13 protein-coding genes are annotated in these 15,687 nt (G+C 71.6%); 7 read left to right on the top strand and 6 right to left on the bottom strand.

Going from position 1 to position 15,687, the window contains the following annotated elements:
• Positions 1–60: 60 nt before the first annotated feature.
• Both ABIA38_RS04550 and ABIA38_RS04555 read left to right on the top strand, forming a co-directional pair.
• On the top strand, positions 61–1,230 hold the full coding sequence (locus tag ABIA38_RS04550) for a protein kinase domain-containing protein (protein ID WP_424637071.1): 1,170 nt from the start codon (positions 61–63) through the stop codon (positions 1,228–1,230).
• Between the two features lie 395 nt (positions 1,231–1,625).
• Entirely contained in the window at positions 1,626–3,188 is a 1,563-nt protein-coding gene (locus tag ABIA38_RS04555) for a protein kinase domain-containing protein (RefSeq protein WP_424637072.1), read from the top strand.
• A gap of 88 nt (positions 3,189–3,276) precedes the next feature.
• Here ABIA38_RS04555 and ABIA38_RS04560 read toward each other — a convergent pair whose 3' ends face one another.
• The 4 genes from ABIA38_RS04560 to ABIA38_RS04575 form a co-directional block, all read right to left on the bottom strand.
• Entirely contained in the window at positions 3,277–4,251 is a 975-nt protein-coding gene (locus ABIA38_RS04560; RefSeq protein ID WP_424637073.1) for a phosphotransferase, read from the bottom strand.
• A 169-nt stretch (positions 4,252–4,420) separates the two neighbouring features.
• On the bottom strand, positions 4,421–5,227 hold the full coding sequence (locus ABIA38_RS04565; RefSeq protein ID WP_424637074.1) for an HAD family hydrolase: 807 nt from the start codon (positions 5,225–5,227) through the stop codon (positions 4,421–4,423).
• Positions 5,228–5,313: 86 nt separating this feature from the next.
• A complete protein-coding gene (locus ABIA38_RS04570) occupies positions 5,314–6,201 on the bottom strand; it encodes an LLM class flavin-dependent oxidoreductase (RefSeq protein WP_424637075.1) in 888 nt (295 codons plus the stop codon).
• 41 nt (positions 6,202–6,242) lie between these two features.
• Positions 6,243–6,881, bottom strand: coding sequence for a TetR/AcrR family transcriptional regulator C-terminal ligand-binding domain-containing protein (locus tag ABIA38_RS04575; protein WP_424637076.1), 639 nt, complete (start codon positions 6,879–6,881; stop codon positions 6,243–6,245).
• A 105-nt stretch (positions 6,882–6,986) separates the two neighbouring features.
• Here ABIA38_RS04575 and ABIA38_RS04580 point away from each other — a divergent pair, with 105 nt between their 5' ends.
• The 3 genes from ABIA38_RS04580 (at position 6,987) to ABIA38_RS04590 (ending at position 10,670) form a co-directional block, all read left to right on the top strand.
• A complete protein-coding gene (locus ABIA38_RS04580) occupies positions 6,987–8,453 on the top strand; it encodes an MFS transporter (protein ID WP_424637077.1) in 1,467 nt (488 codons plus the stop codon).
• Positions 8,454–8,655: 202 nt separating this feature from the next.
• A complete protein-coding gene (locus ABIA38_RS04585) occupies positions 8,656–9,441 on the top strand; it encodes a FadR/GntR family transcriptional regulator (RefSeq protein ID WP_424637078.1) in 786 nt (261 codons plus the stop codon).
• Positions 9,438–10,670, top strand: a complete 1,233-nt coding sequence (locus ABIA38_RS04590; protein ID WP_424637079.1) for a CynX/NimT family MFS transporter — start codon at positions 9,438–9,440, stop codon at positions 10,668–10,670. The genes ABIA38_RS04585 and ABIA38_RS04590 overlap by 4 nt, the downstream gene beginning before the upstream one ends.
• A gap of 174 nt (positions 10,671–10,844) precedes the next feature.
• On the opposite strand, the gene ABIA38_RS04595 is transcribed toward ABIA38_RS04590, so the two are convergent.
• Together ABIA38_RS04595 and serS are read right to left on the bottom strand one after the other, a co-directional pair.
• Positions 10,845–11,636, bottom strand: a complete 792-nt coding sequence (locus tag ABIA38_RS04595) for an HAD family hydrolase (RefSeq protein WP_424637080.1) — start codon at positions 11,634–11,636, stop codon at positions 10,845–10,847.
• A complete protein-coding gene (gene serS, locus ABIA38_RS04600) occupies positions 11,633–12,910 on the bottom strand; it encodes a serine--tRNA ligase (RefSeq protein WP_424637081.1) in 1,278 nt (425 codons plus the stop codon). The genes ABIA38_RS04595 and serS overlap by 4 nt, the downstream gene beginning before the upstream one ends.
• 185 nt (positions 12,911–13,095) lie before the next feature.
• On the opposite strand from serS, the gene ABIA38_RS04605 reads away from it, so the two are divergent.
• Both ABIA38_RS04605 and ABIA38_RS04610 read left to right on the top strand, forming a co-directional pair.
• Positions 13,096–13,911, top strand: coding sequence for a phosphatase PAP2 family protein (locus ABIA38_RS04605; RefSeq protein ID WP_424637082.1), 816 nt, complete (start codon positions 13,096–13,098; stop codon positions 13,909–13,911).
• A 30-nt stretch (positions 13,912–13,941) separates the two neighbouring features.
• Positions 13,942–15,585, top strand: coding sequence for a diacylglycerol kinase family protein (locus ABIA38_RS04610; protein WP_424637083.1), 1,644 nt, complete (start codon positions 13,942–13,944; stop codon positions 15,583–15,585).
• Positions 15,586–15,687 lie beyond the last annotated feature (102 nt).

The following is a 15,687-nucleotide window of genomic DNA, read 5'->3' on the forward strand; positions in this document are numbered from 1 at the left end:
GGTAGGTCGACCCGGGCGGACGTCGTGTCCGAGTCGTGAAGCGTGGAGGGCGGCCTGACGGTGACCGTTTCGGGGGACCCGGCTCGGGCGGGCGGGCGCGTCTTCGGCGGCGGGCGGTATCGCACCGGGCGCCGGATCGGCGGCGGCGGCATGGCCGTGGTGTACGAGGCGCACGACCTGGTGCTCGATCGCCGGGTCGCGGTCAAACGGCTGCGCAGCGACCTGGCCGAGGACACCGTCGCCCGCTCCCGGTTCGCCCGCGAGGCCGCGCACGCGGCCGGGCTGCACCATCCCACCATCGTCACCGTGTTCGACACCGGCGCCGATCCCGGCGAGGACGGGGTGTCGGTGCCGTGGATCGTGATGGAGCTGATCGAGGGCCTGACCCTGCGCGATCTGCTGGAGGCACACGGGCCGGTGCCCTGGCCGCGCGCGTTGGCGATCACCGCGAAGGTGCTCGAGGCGCTGGAGTACAGCCACGACCGCGGCCTGGTGCATCGCGACATCAAACCGGTCAACGTGATGATCACCCCCGGCGGCGCGGTCAAGGTGATGGACTTCGGCATCGCCCGTGCGCTGTTCGTCACCGACGGTGCGCTCACCGATCCCGGCCGGATCATGGGCACCCCGCAGTACTTCTCCCCCGAGCAGGCCTTCGGGCATCCTGCCTCCACCCGCAGCGACCTGTACTCGGTGGGCTGCCTGCTGCACGAACTCCTGGTCGGGGTGCCGCCGTTCGACGGCGGTACGGCGGTACACATCGCCTATCGGCACATGCGCGAGGACCCGACCCCGCCCTCGGCGTACCGCCCCGACCTGCCGGGCGCGATCGACGACCTGGTGCTGCACGCGCTGCGCAAGGATCCGCAGGAGCGCTTCGACACCGCCGGGCGGATGCGCGAATCGGTGCGTCGGATCCTGCCGGAGGACGTGTGGGATTCGGTCCTTTACGGCGCCGGCGTCCCGCCGCCGGCCGCGCCGCTCCCGGGACACCCGATGCCCCCGGGGCCGATGGGACATCCGGGGCCGATGGGGCAACGACCGGGACGACCGCCGGTCGGGGTGCCGCCGTGGGTGCGGATGTTGTCCGGGTTCGGGCCGCGGGCCCGGTCGGCGGGCGCGCACAGCGCACCGGGCGGGCCGGGCCGCAAGGCGGGCGCCGGTGCCGCGTTCGCCGCGACGGTGCTGGGCGTACTCGCCGTGCTCGCGTCGATTCTGATGTTGCGTTGACCGGTGCCGGCCGGAACTCGTGGCCGACCCGGTCCGGCGCGCGGGACGCATCGGCCGGGGCTCCGGAATCCCGTTACCATGGGCTCTTCACCCGGGAGTACCGCTGATCCCGGTATCGTTTCGGGACTTGAAGCGAGGATGCACCACATTTCATCTGCACCTGGGCGCGGGCCCACGCCCCGGCGCCACGTGAGGGGACTGCCGAGGATGATCGCCGAGTCCCCGACCTCCACCCCGACACCCGAGGCGGCGTGCCTTTGCGGCGCGCCGATCGTTGGAACCGTCGTGCTCCCCCGCTCGCGTGGTGTTTTCCGCTCTGCCCTGCTCGCGGCGGACCCCATCGCCACAGTTCGGCGGCCCCGGGCGGGCCGCCCCGACGTGCAGGGCGAGGAGCGATGACCCTGGCGAAGGGACCGGACGACCACGAGGCGCCCGGCACACAGGTCAAGACGGTCGGCTCGGGCCGCTACGAACTCGGCCGCCAGCTCGGTCGCGGCGGCATGGCCGAGGTGCTGATGGCGCACGACGTGCGGCTCGGCCGTACGGTCGCGGTCAAGACACTGCGCCCGGACCTGGCCCAGGACCCGGTGGCCCGCTCGCGGTTCGGCCGCGAGGCGCAGAACGCGGCGTCGCTCAACCACCCCGCGATCGTGTCGGTCTACGACACCGGCGAGGACCGGGTCGGCGACGAGTTGGTGCCGTTCATCGTGATGGAGTGCGTCGAGGGCCGCACGGTGCGCGAACTCCTCGGCGAAGGCAATCCGATACCGCTCGAGCAGGCGCTTCGGGTCACCGAGGGGATCCTGGAAGCACTCGAGTACAGCCACCGGCACGGCATCATCCACCGCGACATCAAGCCCGCGAACGTGATCATCACCAACTCGGGCGCGGTCAAGGTGATGGACTTCGGCATCGCCCGCGCGATGCACAGCGCGGCGACCACGATGACCCAGACCGGCATGGTGATGGGCACCCCGCAATACCTGTCGCCGGAGCAGGCCCTGGGCCGCACCGTGGACGCGCGCAGCGACCTGTACTCCAGCGGTTGTCTGCTCTACGAACTGCTGGCGCTGCGCCCGCCGTTCAATGGCGACACCCCGCTGTCCGTGGTCTACCAGCACGTTCAGGACGACCCGCGCCCGCCGTCGATGATGGATCCGCGGGTGCCGCCGCACCTGGACGCGATCGCGCTCAAGGCGCTGGCGAAGAATCCGGACGACCGGTATCAGACCGCCGACGAGATGCGGATGGACATCCGGCGCGCGCTGGCCGGCCAGCAGGTCTCGGTCGCGGTGCCGCCTCGGGTGCCCACCCAGGAGAGCCGGCGGCCCGAGTTCGGTTCCTGGAGCCAGGTGGCCCCCGGCACGGCCGCGGCGTCCGCGCATCCCGGTTCGGCCGCGCCCACCGCGGCGATGCCGCCGCTGGCCGGGCACCCGAACACCGGATCGGCGCAGCGGCCGAACGGCGGCGACACCGGGCAGATGCCGATCCTGCCGCCGGAGTCGGCGCCGCCCAAGCGCCGGATGCCGATCTACCTGGCCACCGCGCTCGCGGTGATCCTGGTCGCGGTCGGCGCGGTGTTCCTGGTCAAGGGGGTGGGCGGGGGCGGCGACAGTCCGTCGAAGACGAACAACACGACGACCGGGACGCCACCCGCCCCCGGCGGCGCGCAGCCGGGGCAGCCCAATCAGCAGCCGGACCCGGCCACCACCGGCAAGACGACGCCGCCCCCGACCTACCCGTCGCAGACTTCGCGGACGCCGGGGACGCCGACGAACACGGCGCGCGACTCGGGCGGGAATACGGGGCAGACGCACCAAGCGACTTCGACGCCGACGAAGCCGGTCGATACCCCCACCAAGCCGCCCACATCGCCCACGCCGCCGCCCGACAACACCAAGGGCAGCAGCAGCGGCGGCGGCTCGACCGGGCAGCCGACCGGCAATACGCCTCCCTGATCCGACCCGGACAGCAAGACCCGAAACCCGCGCCGGCCACGATCGGTGGCTCGCGCGGGTCGGGTCGGGTCGGGATCGGGCCGGTTCGTCAGCCCAGGAACGCCTCCAGCACCTCGTCGTAGGCCATCGTCCACCACACGATCAGCGCGGCGGACGCGGGGAACAGCGGGGCACAGCGCGGGTCGTGGTCGAGGTAGTGCCGGGTCAGCATCCAGAAGTCGTTCAGCCGCTCCCACCACAACCGGTGCACGGCGGCGGCGAGTTGGGTGGGCCCGGGGTCGAGCACGGCGCGGTAGCCGCCGACGAAGCCGCGTACCCGATCGAGGTCGAGCGTGCCGGAGATCGGGTCGGTGAAGAAGATCAGCGCGGCCCGGACCAGTTCCTCGGTGTCGGGCAGTGCGGCGAGCCGGTCCCAGTCGATGATCGCCACCGGGTCGTTGCCCCGGTAGAGCAGGTTCAACGGATGGAAGTCGCCGTGCACATAGCCGGTGTGCGGCGCCTCGTGGTCGCGCGGTCGCCGATGCGCGTGCCGCAGGAGCAGCGCGCGCCGCTCGATCAGCCGCAGTTCGGCGAGCCGGTCGAACGGCGTGCCGCCGGGGCGGGCCCGGATCCGGGTGAGCAATCGCTCGATGGTGGCCAGCGATTCGCGCGGGTCGGCGGTGGGCACGAGCAGCGGCTGCTGGATGGGTGGCAGCAGCTTGGGCAACATCACGTGCACCCCGCCGAGCAGCGTGCCCACCCGGGCGCAACCACGCGCGTCGAGTTCGGTGCCGCGTCGGTGGGTGCCCTCCACCCAGGGGTAGAGCGCGAACCAGCGTCCGCGCGAGGCGAGTACGGTACGCCCGCGCCGGTCGGTCACCGGCGCGATCGCGGGTATCCCGCGAGCGGCGAGCCGCTGGGTGATCCGGTGTTGGAAGCGGATGGTGTCGGGTCGTTGGTCGAGATAATGCTTGAGAAACCAGCGTCCCCTGGTGGTGACGACCTCGTAGCCTCGGTTGAGCAGGCCTTCGGCGATGGGTCGGAACGAGAGGGCCTTGCCGACCCGATAGCGGTCGATCGTCACAGCCAGTGGGGACCCTGGCCGGGAGGGGGAGTACACGGCGTCAATCTATGTCACGGTAAGCAATCGTGTAGCTACTCTGTGCAACCTTCATGCGTAAGCGTGTCTTCGTGGTCACGCGTTCGGGGATGCGCTTGCTTGGGTCGCCGGTTCCGTCGGTCGGCGGACCGGCTCAGCCGAACAACTTTTCCAATACCTGGGCGACGCCGTCGTCCTGATTGCTCCCGGTATGCCGGGTCACCGCGGCCAGCACGTCCGGATGTGCGTTGGCCACCGCGTATGCCTGGCCGGCCCAGGCGAGCAGCGGCAGATCGTTGGGCATGTCGCCGAACGCCACCACGTCCTCGGTGCGGATCCCGCGCTGTGCGCAGAACCAGGCCAGCGTGCTGGCCTTGCTGATCCCCAGCGCGCTGATCTCGACCAGCGCGATCGAGGGCGACGAGTGGGTGAACTCCGCGTACGCGCCGGCCCGGTCGTGGGCGAGGGCGAGGAAGACGTCGGGGTCGAGGCTGTGGTGGCGGGCGAGCAGCTTGAGTACCGGCCCGGTCAGCAGTTCCTCGACCGGTCCCACCGCGTGCACGATCGACACGTCGCGCTCCAGGGCCGGGTAGTCCGGCTCGTGCATGAAGCCGGTCTCGGTCTCGACCGCGAAGCTGACCTCGGGTACCGCCTCGCGCAACAGCCGGGTGACCTTGCGGGCGGCGGTCACGTCCATCGTGTGGGTGCCCACCACCCGCTCCGAGCGCAGGTCGTAGACGACCGCGCCGTTCCCGCAGATGGCCAGCCCGTGATGGCCGGTGACCTCGGCGACGCGGCTCATCCAGCGTGGTGGGCGGCCGGTCACGAAGACCACCTCGGCGCCGCCGGCCTCGACGAGTTCGAGCGCGGCGAGGGTGCGGTCGGAGATGGACCCGTCGTCGCGCACGATGGTGCCGTCGAGGTCGGTGGCCACTAGGCGTGGGCGATTCGTGATCGTCACGGGTACATCCTCGCTCAGAAACGATTCGTCGAGTCCGGCGGTCCCGGGCCGGGCGGAAGAGCGCCGCCGGCCGGGACCGGTCCGGCTCAGTCGAGTTGCCGCAGGCCCTCGACGGCGATGCGTTCGAACACCGCGCGATCCGCCGCGAACACCGAGTCGGGCACCGGCCAGTGGATGACCAACTCGGTGATGCCCAGTTCCCGGTAGCGGCCCGCGTAGTCGACGAACGCGTCCAGCGAGTCGAGCGGGCGCTCCCGGGTCGAGCCCTGGAGCAGCACCTTCGCCAGTTCCTCCGGCTTGCGGCCCTCGGCCGCGCAGACGTCGGAGAGCCGGGCCAACTGGTCGGCGATCACCTTCGGGCAGTCCTCGACCGCGATGCCGCCCGGGTCGCGGGTGTCGCCGTAGCTGATCCACCCCTCGCCGTGCCGGGCCGCCAGTCGCATCCCGCGCGGCCCGCCGGCCGCGATGTAGAGCGGCACGCGCGGGCGCTGCCGGCCGCCCGGGATCATCCGGACGTCCTCGGCGGTGTAGTGGGTGCCCCGAACGGTCACCGCCGGTTCGCTGAGCAACCGGTCGAGCAGCGGGACGAACTCGGCGAACCGGTCCGCGCGTTCGCGTGCGCTCCAGGGTTGTTGGCCGAGCGCGGTGGCATCGAAGCCGGTGCCGCCCGCGCCGATGCCCGCGATCAGCCGACCGGAGGAGATGTCGTCGACGGCCGCGAGGTCCTTCGCGAGGGTCACCGGGTGGCGGAAGTTGGGCGAGGTGACCATCGTGCCCAGGCGCAGCCGCTCGGTGACCGCCGCGGCGGCGGTCAGCGTGGGCACCGCGCCGAACCACGTGTGCTCGCGAAAGCTGCGCCAGGACAGGTGGTCGTAGGTGTACGCGGCGTGGAACCCGAGGTCCTCGGCGCGGCGCCACACCTTCCGGCCCTCGGTCCAGCGGTAGATCGGCAGGATCACGGTGCTCAGCAACATCCATCGACCATACGTGCTCACGGTCGAGCCGCCGGACGGGCCTACCGTACGTAGGCTCCCGCCCGGGTCGCCGCGTCGGCGGCCACGGCCGCGCGGTCCGCGCTCGCCTCGTCGAGGGGGTCGCCAGTGGCCAGCAGGCGGTGGTACAAGGGGGCCGACACCGCCCGGATCACCTCGTGCGGGTCCGTTCCCGCCGGTGCCTCGCCGCGCCGGATCGCGGCCTCGACGCAGGGCGCCCACTCCTTGATCCGGGTCGCGTAGAACGCGTGCAGCGCCTCGGCCGTGCGCGCGTCGCCCGTCGCCGCCGCGATCACCGCCTTGAACAGCGCGCCCTGTCGTGGGTCGGTGAGGGTGCGGCGGACCAGGTGCGCGTTGGCCCGCAGGTCGCCGAGCAGCGACCCGGTCTCGGTCCGCGACACCGAGCTCTCGGCCATGTCCACCAGCAGGTCGGCGACCAGTCCCGTGGTGCTGCCCCAGCGCCGATAGACGGTCGTCTTGCCGACCTCGGCCCGCTGGGCCACCTCGGCCGGGTCGAGGCCGGCGAAGCCCTTCTCGGCGAGCGCGTCGCCGGTCGCGCGCAACACCGCTTCGCGGACCCGGGCGGTACGTCCGCCGGGGCGGACCGTACCGGGATCGGCGGAGCCGGGGGCGGGAGCGCCGGCGAGATCGTCGGAGGTCATAACGGGACTCCTGTTCCATTAAGTCGATCGAGAGTGCTACCTTCGGGGCATCTTAACGGGAATAAAGACCCGTTAGGGCTTGTCAGAACATCTCGGGAGGTTCCCATGTCCACCCTCGATCACCGCACGAGGCCCGCCGAGGCTCCGTCCATCGCACTCCCCGAGCCGACCGCCGGTCACCGGATGACCAGGCAGCAGAAACTGGTGCTCACCCTGCTCCTCGGCGCCCAGTTCATGATCGCCGTGGACTTCTCGATCCTGAACGTCGCACTGCCGGTGGTCGGCCGGGGACTCGGCTTCTCGCTGAACAACCTCCAGTGGGTGGCCACGGCGTTCGCGCTGACCGCCGCCGGCTTCACCCTGCTGTTCGGCCGGGTCGCGGATCTGTTCGGCCGCAAGCGCCTGTTCCTGGGGGGCATGGCGGTCCTCGGCGCCTCCTCCGCGCTCGGCGGCTTCGCCACGTCGCCCGAGATGTTGCTGATCGCCCGGGTGCTCCAGGGACTCGCCACCGCGGCGGTGACCCCGGCCGGCCTGGCCCTGCTGACCACCGCGTTCAAGGAGGGACCGCTGCGGGAGAAGGCGCTCGGCCTCAACGGCGCGCTGATGTCGGCCGGATTCACCGCCGGTGCGATCCTGGGCGGACTGCTCACCGATCTGCTGTCCTGGCGCTGGGCGTTCTTCGTCAACGTCCCCGTCGCCGCGCTGGTGCTGATCCTCGCGCCGAGGGTGATCACCGACTCGCGGCCGAGCGACCGGCCCAAGCTGGACGTGCCCGGCGCGATCGCGGTCACCGGCGGCCTGCTGGCCCTGGTCTTCGGTTTGACCCAGGCCGGCGCCGAGGGCTGGGGCAAGCCCACCACGCTCGGCGCGCTGCTCGCCGGCCTCGTGCTCCTGGTCGCCTTCCGGTTCATCGAGCAGCGCTCGGCCTCGCCGCTGGTCCCGGTTTCCATCATGAAGCGCCGCACCGTGCTGTGGGGCAACGTCGCCGGCCTGATCGCGTTCGTCACCGAGACCTCGCTGGTCTTCCTGCTCACGCTCTATCTCCAGGAGGTACTGGGCTACTCGCCGCTGGCCACCGGGCTCGCGTTCGGCGTCCTGGGCATCGGCACGGTCATCGGCGGCACGCTCGGCGGCCGGGCGGTCGGCCGGTTCGGCACCCGCAGCACGATCGTCGCGGGCGGCGTCGTACAGGCCCTGGCCACCGTGTCGCTGGTCGCCCTGGGCAGCTCCGGCGCCTGGATCTGGCTGCTGCTCGCGGCCACCTTCGTCGGCGGCATCGGCAACATGCTGATGATCGTCGGCTTCATGGTCACCGCCACCTCCGGCCTGCCGGACGCCGAACAGGGGCTGGCCACCGGCCTGGCCACGATGACCCAGCAGGTCGGCATCACCATGGGCATCCCGATCATGAGCGCCATCGCCACCGCGCGGATGGGCGGCAGCACCGGCCCCGACGCGGTCCTGTCCGGGGTCGGCGTCGCGATCCTGATCAACTCGGCCCTGGTCCTGCTCGGCGCCCTCCTCGCGGGCCTGTTCCTGGCCCCGCGCCGGGAACGCCGGACGACGGCCTGATCCCCCCGTGGAAACCGCCGACCCGACGCGACCCGACTCGCCTACGCGTCGGTTCGGTCGCTGCGGGGAGTCGGGTGACGGCGGAGACGGAGCGGGCGGCCGGCGTACGGGTTCGTACGCCGGCCGCTTTTCCACCCTGTCGTATGCACTATGCAGCTACTTGTAGGATGACTGGGCAACCCCACGAATTCGGGAGAGTCCAATGTCGCTCCAGGCAGCCGGCCGCAGATCCCTCGTCGACGACGCGATCGATCAGCTCCGGTCCCAACTGACCGCCGGCACCTGGCCGATCGGCGCGCGGATCCCCAGCGAGAGTGTGATCGCCGAGCGGCTCCGGGTGGGCCGCAACACGGTGCGCGAGGCGATCCGGGTGCTGGTGCACGCCGGGATGCTGGAGTCGCGCCAGGGCGACGGGACCTACGTACGCTCCACCACCGACCCCGGCGATCTGGTCCGCCGGATCGAGCACGCGGACCTGCGGGACATCTTCGAGATGCGCCGCGCGCTGGACGTGGAGGCCGCCCGGCTGGCCGCGCACCGCCGCACCGCCGACGACCTGGGCCGGATCCGGGCCGCGCTGGTGCGTCGTGCCGCCGCCGACGGCAGCGCGGACACCCCGGAGCCGCACGACTTCGACCGGGGCGAGCCGGCCGAGGGCGAGTTGGACGACCTGGTCGAGCAGGACGTGGCCTTCCACACCGCGATCGCGCTCGCGTCGCACAACTCGGCGATGGTGGCCACCTACCGCTGGTTCAGCGACTCGTTGTGGCGCGCGATCCGCACGGTGCTCGACGACGGCACGCTGCCGGACGCGTCGCACGCGCTGCACGTGGCGCTGGCCGACGCGATCGAGGCGGGCGATCCGGACGCGGCCGAGCGGGCGGTGCGGGAGATTCTCGAACCCGCGGTGGTCGCGCTGGACGCGTTGTTGTACGACCCGACCGAGTCCGATTCGGGCCGGTCCCATTCGACGGAGCACGACGCATGAGCACGACCGAGGTGCGGGCGACCGGCGGTGCCACGACCACCGTGAAGGCAACCGGTGGCGCGCTGTTGCTCACGGGCATCGTGCTGATCGCGCTGAACATGCGGGCCGGGTTGTCCAGTGTGTCGCCACTGGTGGGCGAACTGCGCGAGGTGTTCCACCTGTCCGCGACCACGGGCAGCCTGATCACCGCGATACCGGTGCTGTTCCTGGGCCTGATCTCGCCGCTCGCGCCGATCGCGGCGCGCCGGTTCGGGACGGAGCTGGTGCTGCTCGGTGCGCTGGTCGTGGTCGGCGCCGGGATATTGCTGCGGGTGATTCCGAACCTGGGCGCGCTGTTCGCCGGCGGGGCGCTGGTGGGCGGCGGGATCGCGGTGCTGAACGTGCTGATGCCGGGTGTGGTCAAGCGCGAGTTCCCACAGCGGGCGGCGGCGATGATCGGCGTGTACAGCGCGGCCATGGTGCTCGGCGCGGCGGTCTCGGCGGGGGCGACCGTACCGCTGGAGAACGCGATCGGCCACGGCTGGCAACCGGCGCTCGGGTGCTGGGCGTTGCTGGCCGGCGCGGCGGTGGCGGTATGGCTGCCGCACGTACGCCGGCGGCGCGGGGCGGTGGCGGCGGCGATGCCGCATGTGTCCGGTCTGTGGAAGTCGCGACTGGCCTGGCTGGTGACCGGGTTCATGGGGCTGCAGTCGCTGCTGTTCTATGTGTTGCTGGCCTGGATGCCCACGATCCTGACCGATCACGGGATGAGCAAGGGCACGGCGGCGGCGATCTTCGCGTTCAACACGTTCGTCCAGATCCCGGCCTCGTTCGCCGGGTCGATCATCGCCGGGCGGATGCGCAATCAGAGTGCGCTGGTGATCGGATCGATCGGACTGGTCGCGACGGGGTACGTGGGGCTGATGGTCGCGCCGGTGGGCGGGGCGTGGGTATGGGCGGTGCTGCTCGGCCTCGGGCAGGGCGGGGCGGTGTCGCTGGCGCTGACGTTGATCGTGCTGCGCTCGCCGGATCCGAACACGGCCGCGCAGTTGTCGGGGATGGCCCAGGCGGTGGGGTATGTGGTCGCCGCGTTCGGGCCGTTGGCGGCCGGGGCGCTTCGGCAGGTCACCGGGGGGTGGACGGTGCCGATCGGGTTGATGCTGGGGCTTTGTGTCTGTGCGGTGGCGTGCGGGGTGGGCGCGTCGCGCCCGATTCATGTTGTTGTGCCCGCCCGCCTACCCGTTGCGTGAGGTGGAGACGCTGCGGGATTCGGGCCTCGGGGTGGGCCGACCGGGGCCTCGTGGCCGGATGGAGAGGCTGCGGGGTTTGGGTGTCGGCCGTGACGGGGCCTCGGGGCCGGGTGGAGGTGCTGCGGGATTCGCCCATCGGCCGGGCCCGTCGGGGCCTCGTGGCCACTCGGTGGGTCAGGGGAACAGGCGTTCCAGGACTACCGCCACGCCGTCTTCCAGGTTGGACAGGGTTATCTCGTCGGCTACTTCGAGGAGATCGGCGTGGGCGTTGGCCATTGCCACGCCGTGCGCGGCCCACTTGAACATGGTGACGTCGTTGGGCATGTCGCCGAATGCGATGGTGTCGGCCGCCCGCACACCCAGTTTGCGGGCGGCCAGGGACAGGCCGACCGCCTTGCTCAGGCCCGGCGGCAGCAGTTCGATGATGCCGGTCCCCGCGTGGGTGACGTCGACCAGGCCCTGGCAGATCTTGCGGGCATACGCGGTGAGCCGGTCGTCGTCGTAGTCGTCGTGGTGCACGTAGAGCTTGAGGATCGGCTCGGACCACAACTCGGCGCGGTCGGCGACCACACGTACCGGCAGCAGCGAGTCGTAGTGATAACCGCGCTCGATCACCACCTCGCCCGACAGGCCCGCCCGGCTGACCGCGAACCGCGCATCGCCCAGCTCCGCGCTCAGCCGCTCGGCGGCCAACCGGGCCAGTTGCCGGTCCAGCGTGATCGAGGTCAGCAACCGGCCCTCGCCCGCGTGGTAGACCTGTGCGCCCTGCCCGCAGACCGCCAGCCCGCGATAGCCCAACTCGTCGAACACCGACCGGGTCCAGGACACCGCGCGCCCGGTCACTATCACGTGCTTCGCCCCGGCCGCGGTGACCCGGGCCAGAGCCGCGCGGTTGCGTGCCGAGACGGTGTGGTCGGGGCGCAGCAAGGTGCCGTCCAGGTCGGTCGCGACCAGGGAGAAGGTCACGCCTGCACCGGTTCCAGCACCTCACGGCCGCCGAGGTAGGGACGCAGCGCCTCGGGGACGACCACCGAGCCGTCCTCGCGCTGGTGGTTCTCCAGGATTGCCACGATGGTCCGCGGCACCGCGCACAGCGTGCCGTTGAGCGTGGCGAGCGGCCGGGTGCCCTGCGCGTCGCGCATCCGCACCTGGAGCCGACGGGCCTGGAACTCGGTGCAGTTCGAGGTGGAGGTGACCTCGCGATACTTGCCCTGGGTCGGGATCCACGCCTCGATGTCGAACTTGCGCGCGGCCGAGGCGCCGAGGTCGCCGGACGCGACGTCGATCACCCGGTAGGGCAGTTCGAGGCGGTTCAGGAACTCCTTCTCCCAGGCCAGCAGCCGGCGGTGCTCCGCCTCGGCCTCCTCCGGCGCGACGAAGCAGAACATCTCCACCTTGTCGAACTGGTGCACCCGGATGATCCCGCGCGTGTCCTTGCCGTACGTGCCGGCCTCGCGGCGGAAGCACGGCGAGAACCCGGCGTAGCGCAGCGGCAGTTCGCCGGCCGGGATGATCTCGTCCATGTGGTACGCCGCGAGCGGTACCTCGGCGGTGCCGACCAGGTAATAGTCGTCGGCCTCCAGGTGGAACACGTTCTCCGCGGCCTGGCCGAGGAAGCCGGTGCCCTCCATCGCGGGCGGGCGCACCAGCGCGGGGGTGAGCATCGGCGTGAAGCCGGCCTCGGTCGCCTGCGCGATCGCCATGTTGACCAGCGCGAGCTCGAGCAGCGCGCCGACACCGGTCAGGTAGTAGAAGCGCGAGCCGGACACCTTCGCGGCCCGCTCCACGTCGATCGCCTTGAGCAGCCGGCCCAGCTCGACATGGTCGCGCGGCTCGAAGCCCTCCACCGCGAAGTCGCGCCGGGGGCCGACCTCTTCGAGGGTGACGAAGTCCTCCTCGCCGCCGACCGGCGCGTCCGGGTCGATCAGGTTGGCCAGCGCCTTGAGCAGCCGCTCGGTCTCGGCCTTGGCCTCGAGCTGTTCCGCGTCCGCGGCCTTGACCTCGCCGGCCAACGTCTGGGCCCGGGTCAGCAGCTCCTGCCGCTCGTCGCCCTTGGCCTTGGAGACCTGCTTGCCCATCGACTTCTGCTCGGCCCGCAGCGCGTCGAACCGGGAGCCGGACGAGCGGCGCAGCTCATCCGCCGCGAGCAGCGCGTCGACGATGGTCTCGTCCTCGCCGCGGGCGCGCTGCGAAGCGCGGACACGGTCGGGATCCTCACGGAGCAGTCGCAGGTCTATCACGGGCAAAGCCTACCGGGGGCGGCCAACGGATTTCCCGACTATGGCGCCGGCGAGGTGGTCCGCGCAGGATGCGGAGGGTTCGGCGGTGGTTCGTGGGCGGCTCGGGGGTGATTCATCGCCGATTCGAGGGCGATCCCGGGCGAAGTCGGGGACGGGCCGGACCGGATTGCGGCTATGAATGAGCCATGACCTCCACCTCGGCCCGGGCCAGGAAACGCTTCGACCCCGATCGGCGGTTCGGGCTGCGGATGGCCATGGTCGCGCTCGCGCTGCCGGCGGGCGCGCTCCTGTTCGGGCTGCTCGCGGCGCTCGTGGAGACCAAGTGGTCGCCGCTGCTCGACCTGGACACCGACGTGGCGACCGGGCTCAACGACTGGGTACGCGAGCACACCGCGTGGCAGCACGTACTGCTGTTCCTCACGAACTGGGTCTGGGATCCGAACGTCTATCGCGTACTGATCGCGATCATGTGCGCGTGGTTGTGGTGGCGCGGCGCCCGCCGGCTCGTGGTGTGGGCGGTGGTCACCACGATCGTCGGCGGCCTGCTCGGCGCGCTGCTCAAGGAGGTGTTCACCCGGGCCCGGCCGACCCTGCCGCACCCGGTGCACCACTCCGACGGCTGGTCCTTCCCGTCCGGACACGCGCTGATGGGCGTGGTCGGCCCCGGGGTGTTGCTGCTCGCGCTGTTGCCGCTGATCCCTCGGGGGTGGCGGCCGGTGGCGTGGGTGGTGGCGATCGGCTCCGCGGTGGGTGTCGGGTTCACCCGGGTCGCGCTCGGCGTGCACTTCGTGACCGACGTGGTCGGCGGCTGGGTGCTCGGCCTGATCGTGCTCCTGGCCACGTCCGCGGTCTTCGAATGGTGGCGGCACGATGCCGGGCTGCGTCGCGTGGCCGCCGGTGAGGAGGGCCTGGAGCCGGAGATCGACGGCGCGGACGCGGATCCGGAGATTCCGCGCATTCGCCCCGGAACCGACCCGGACTCCCCGGATGGGCGGAACTGAAAGATCCGGGGCCGGGTAAGAATGTCGGTCATGCTGACCGAAGCAGGACGGTTCCTGCGCCGTATCGTCCTGCCCCTTGTCATTTTGACGTGCGCAATGGTCGGGCTCGGTCTGCTGATCACGAAGACCCTCGACGGCGTCTGGCCGTTCACCGTCGAGGACGACCTGGAACGCACCTTCGCCGAGCATCGCTCGAGCGGTTGGAACGACGTCAGCGACGCGTTCTCCACCCTGGCCGACACGCGTGTGATCATCGCCACCACGCTGGTCGCGCTGGTGGCGACTCGGCTCCTCGGCCGCTCCTGGCGCGGCCCGCTGTTCCTGGCCTGCTCGGTGGCCGGGCAGGCGCTGGTGTTCTGGATTGTCCAGCTCTTCGTCTCGCGCGAGCGCCCGGACGTACCGCGCCTGGACCCGGCCGCCGCGACGGCGAGTTTCCCGTCCGGGCACACCGGTGCGGCGTTCGCGCTGTACGGCGGGCTGGCCGTGTTGCTCGCGCGCCGGTTGCGCAGACGCGGACTCGTGGTCCTGGTGTGGGTGTTGCTCGGCGCGGTGCCGGTGGCGGTGGCCGGGAGCCGGATGTACCGGGGCATGCACCACCCCAGCGATGTGCTGATGTCGCTGCTGTACGCGAGCGTCGTATTGGTCGTGATGAACCGCGCGTTGTTGTCCCCGAAGTCGATCTGGGGCTATCGGGCCCGGCGCCGCGAGGCCCGGCAGGGCGCCGACGGCGGGTTGCCGCGGGCGGCGCTCGTGGTCAACCCGATCAAGCTGGACGTCGCCGAGTCGCGCACCCGGATCGACCGGATCATGCACGACTCGGGCTGGGCCGAGCCGGTGTGGCTGGAGACCACGGTGTCCGACCCGGGGGCCGGGGTGACCGCGAAGGCGCTGGCCGAGGGCGTGGACCTGGTGATCGCGGCGGGCGGCGACGGCACGGTCCGCGAGATCGCCGGCGCGCTGGCCGGCACCGACACCCCGCTCGCGGTGATCCCGGCGGGCACCGGCAACCTGCTCGCCCGCAACCTCGGCCTGCCGATCGACATCGCCGACGCGCTGCACGTGGCCATGCACGGGCGCGACCGGCGGATCGACCTGGGCACGGTGGACCCGGACGCCGAGCCGGACGGGCCCGCGGAGCCGCGGTGTTTCACCGCGATGGCCGGCATCGGGCTCGACGCGGCGATGGTGGCCGACGCCCCCGACGCGTTGAAGAAGAAGGTCGGCTGGCCCGCCTATCTGGTCTCCGGCGCGCGCCATCTGCGCGACCGGCGGATGCGGGTGACGTTGACCGTGGACGACGGCGAGCCGATCCGGCGCCGGGCCCGGATGGTGCTGGTCGGCAACGTCGGTGCGCTACAGGCCGGCATGCAGTTGCTCCCGGGGGCCGCGCCGGACGACGGGCTGCTGGACGTGGTGGTGTTCGCGCCGTACGGGATGACCGGCTGGGCGCACGCGACGGTACGGGTGATAGGTCGGCGGCGGCGCGATCAGGAACCGGCCGTGGTGCCGGTCAAGCAGCAACGGCTGCGCCCGATCGAGCACTTCACCGGTCGCAAGGTGCTGATCGAGACCGACCGACCGGAGCCGCGCGAGCTGGACGGCGACCCGATCGGTCCCGGCACCAGGCTCGCGGTGTGGATCCGACCGGGCTCACTCACGGTGCGCGTCCCCTGAGCGGCGGGGGTGTTGCAGGGGCGACTCGGGCTGCCTCGGATGTTGCTGCGGGTCTTGCCCCGCGTCGTGGTTTTGGTTCGGTTGGTTCGGGTTCGGCTGGTA

The sequence above is a fragment of the Embleya sp. AB8 genome, assembly GCF_049739465.1.
Taxonomy (GTDB): Bacteria; Actinomycetota; Actinomycetes; order Streptomycetales; family Streptomycetaceae; genus Embleya.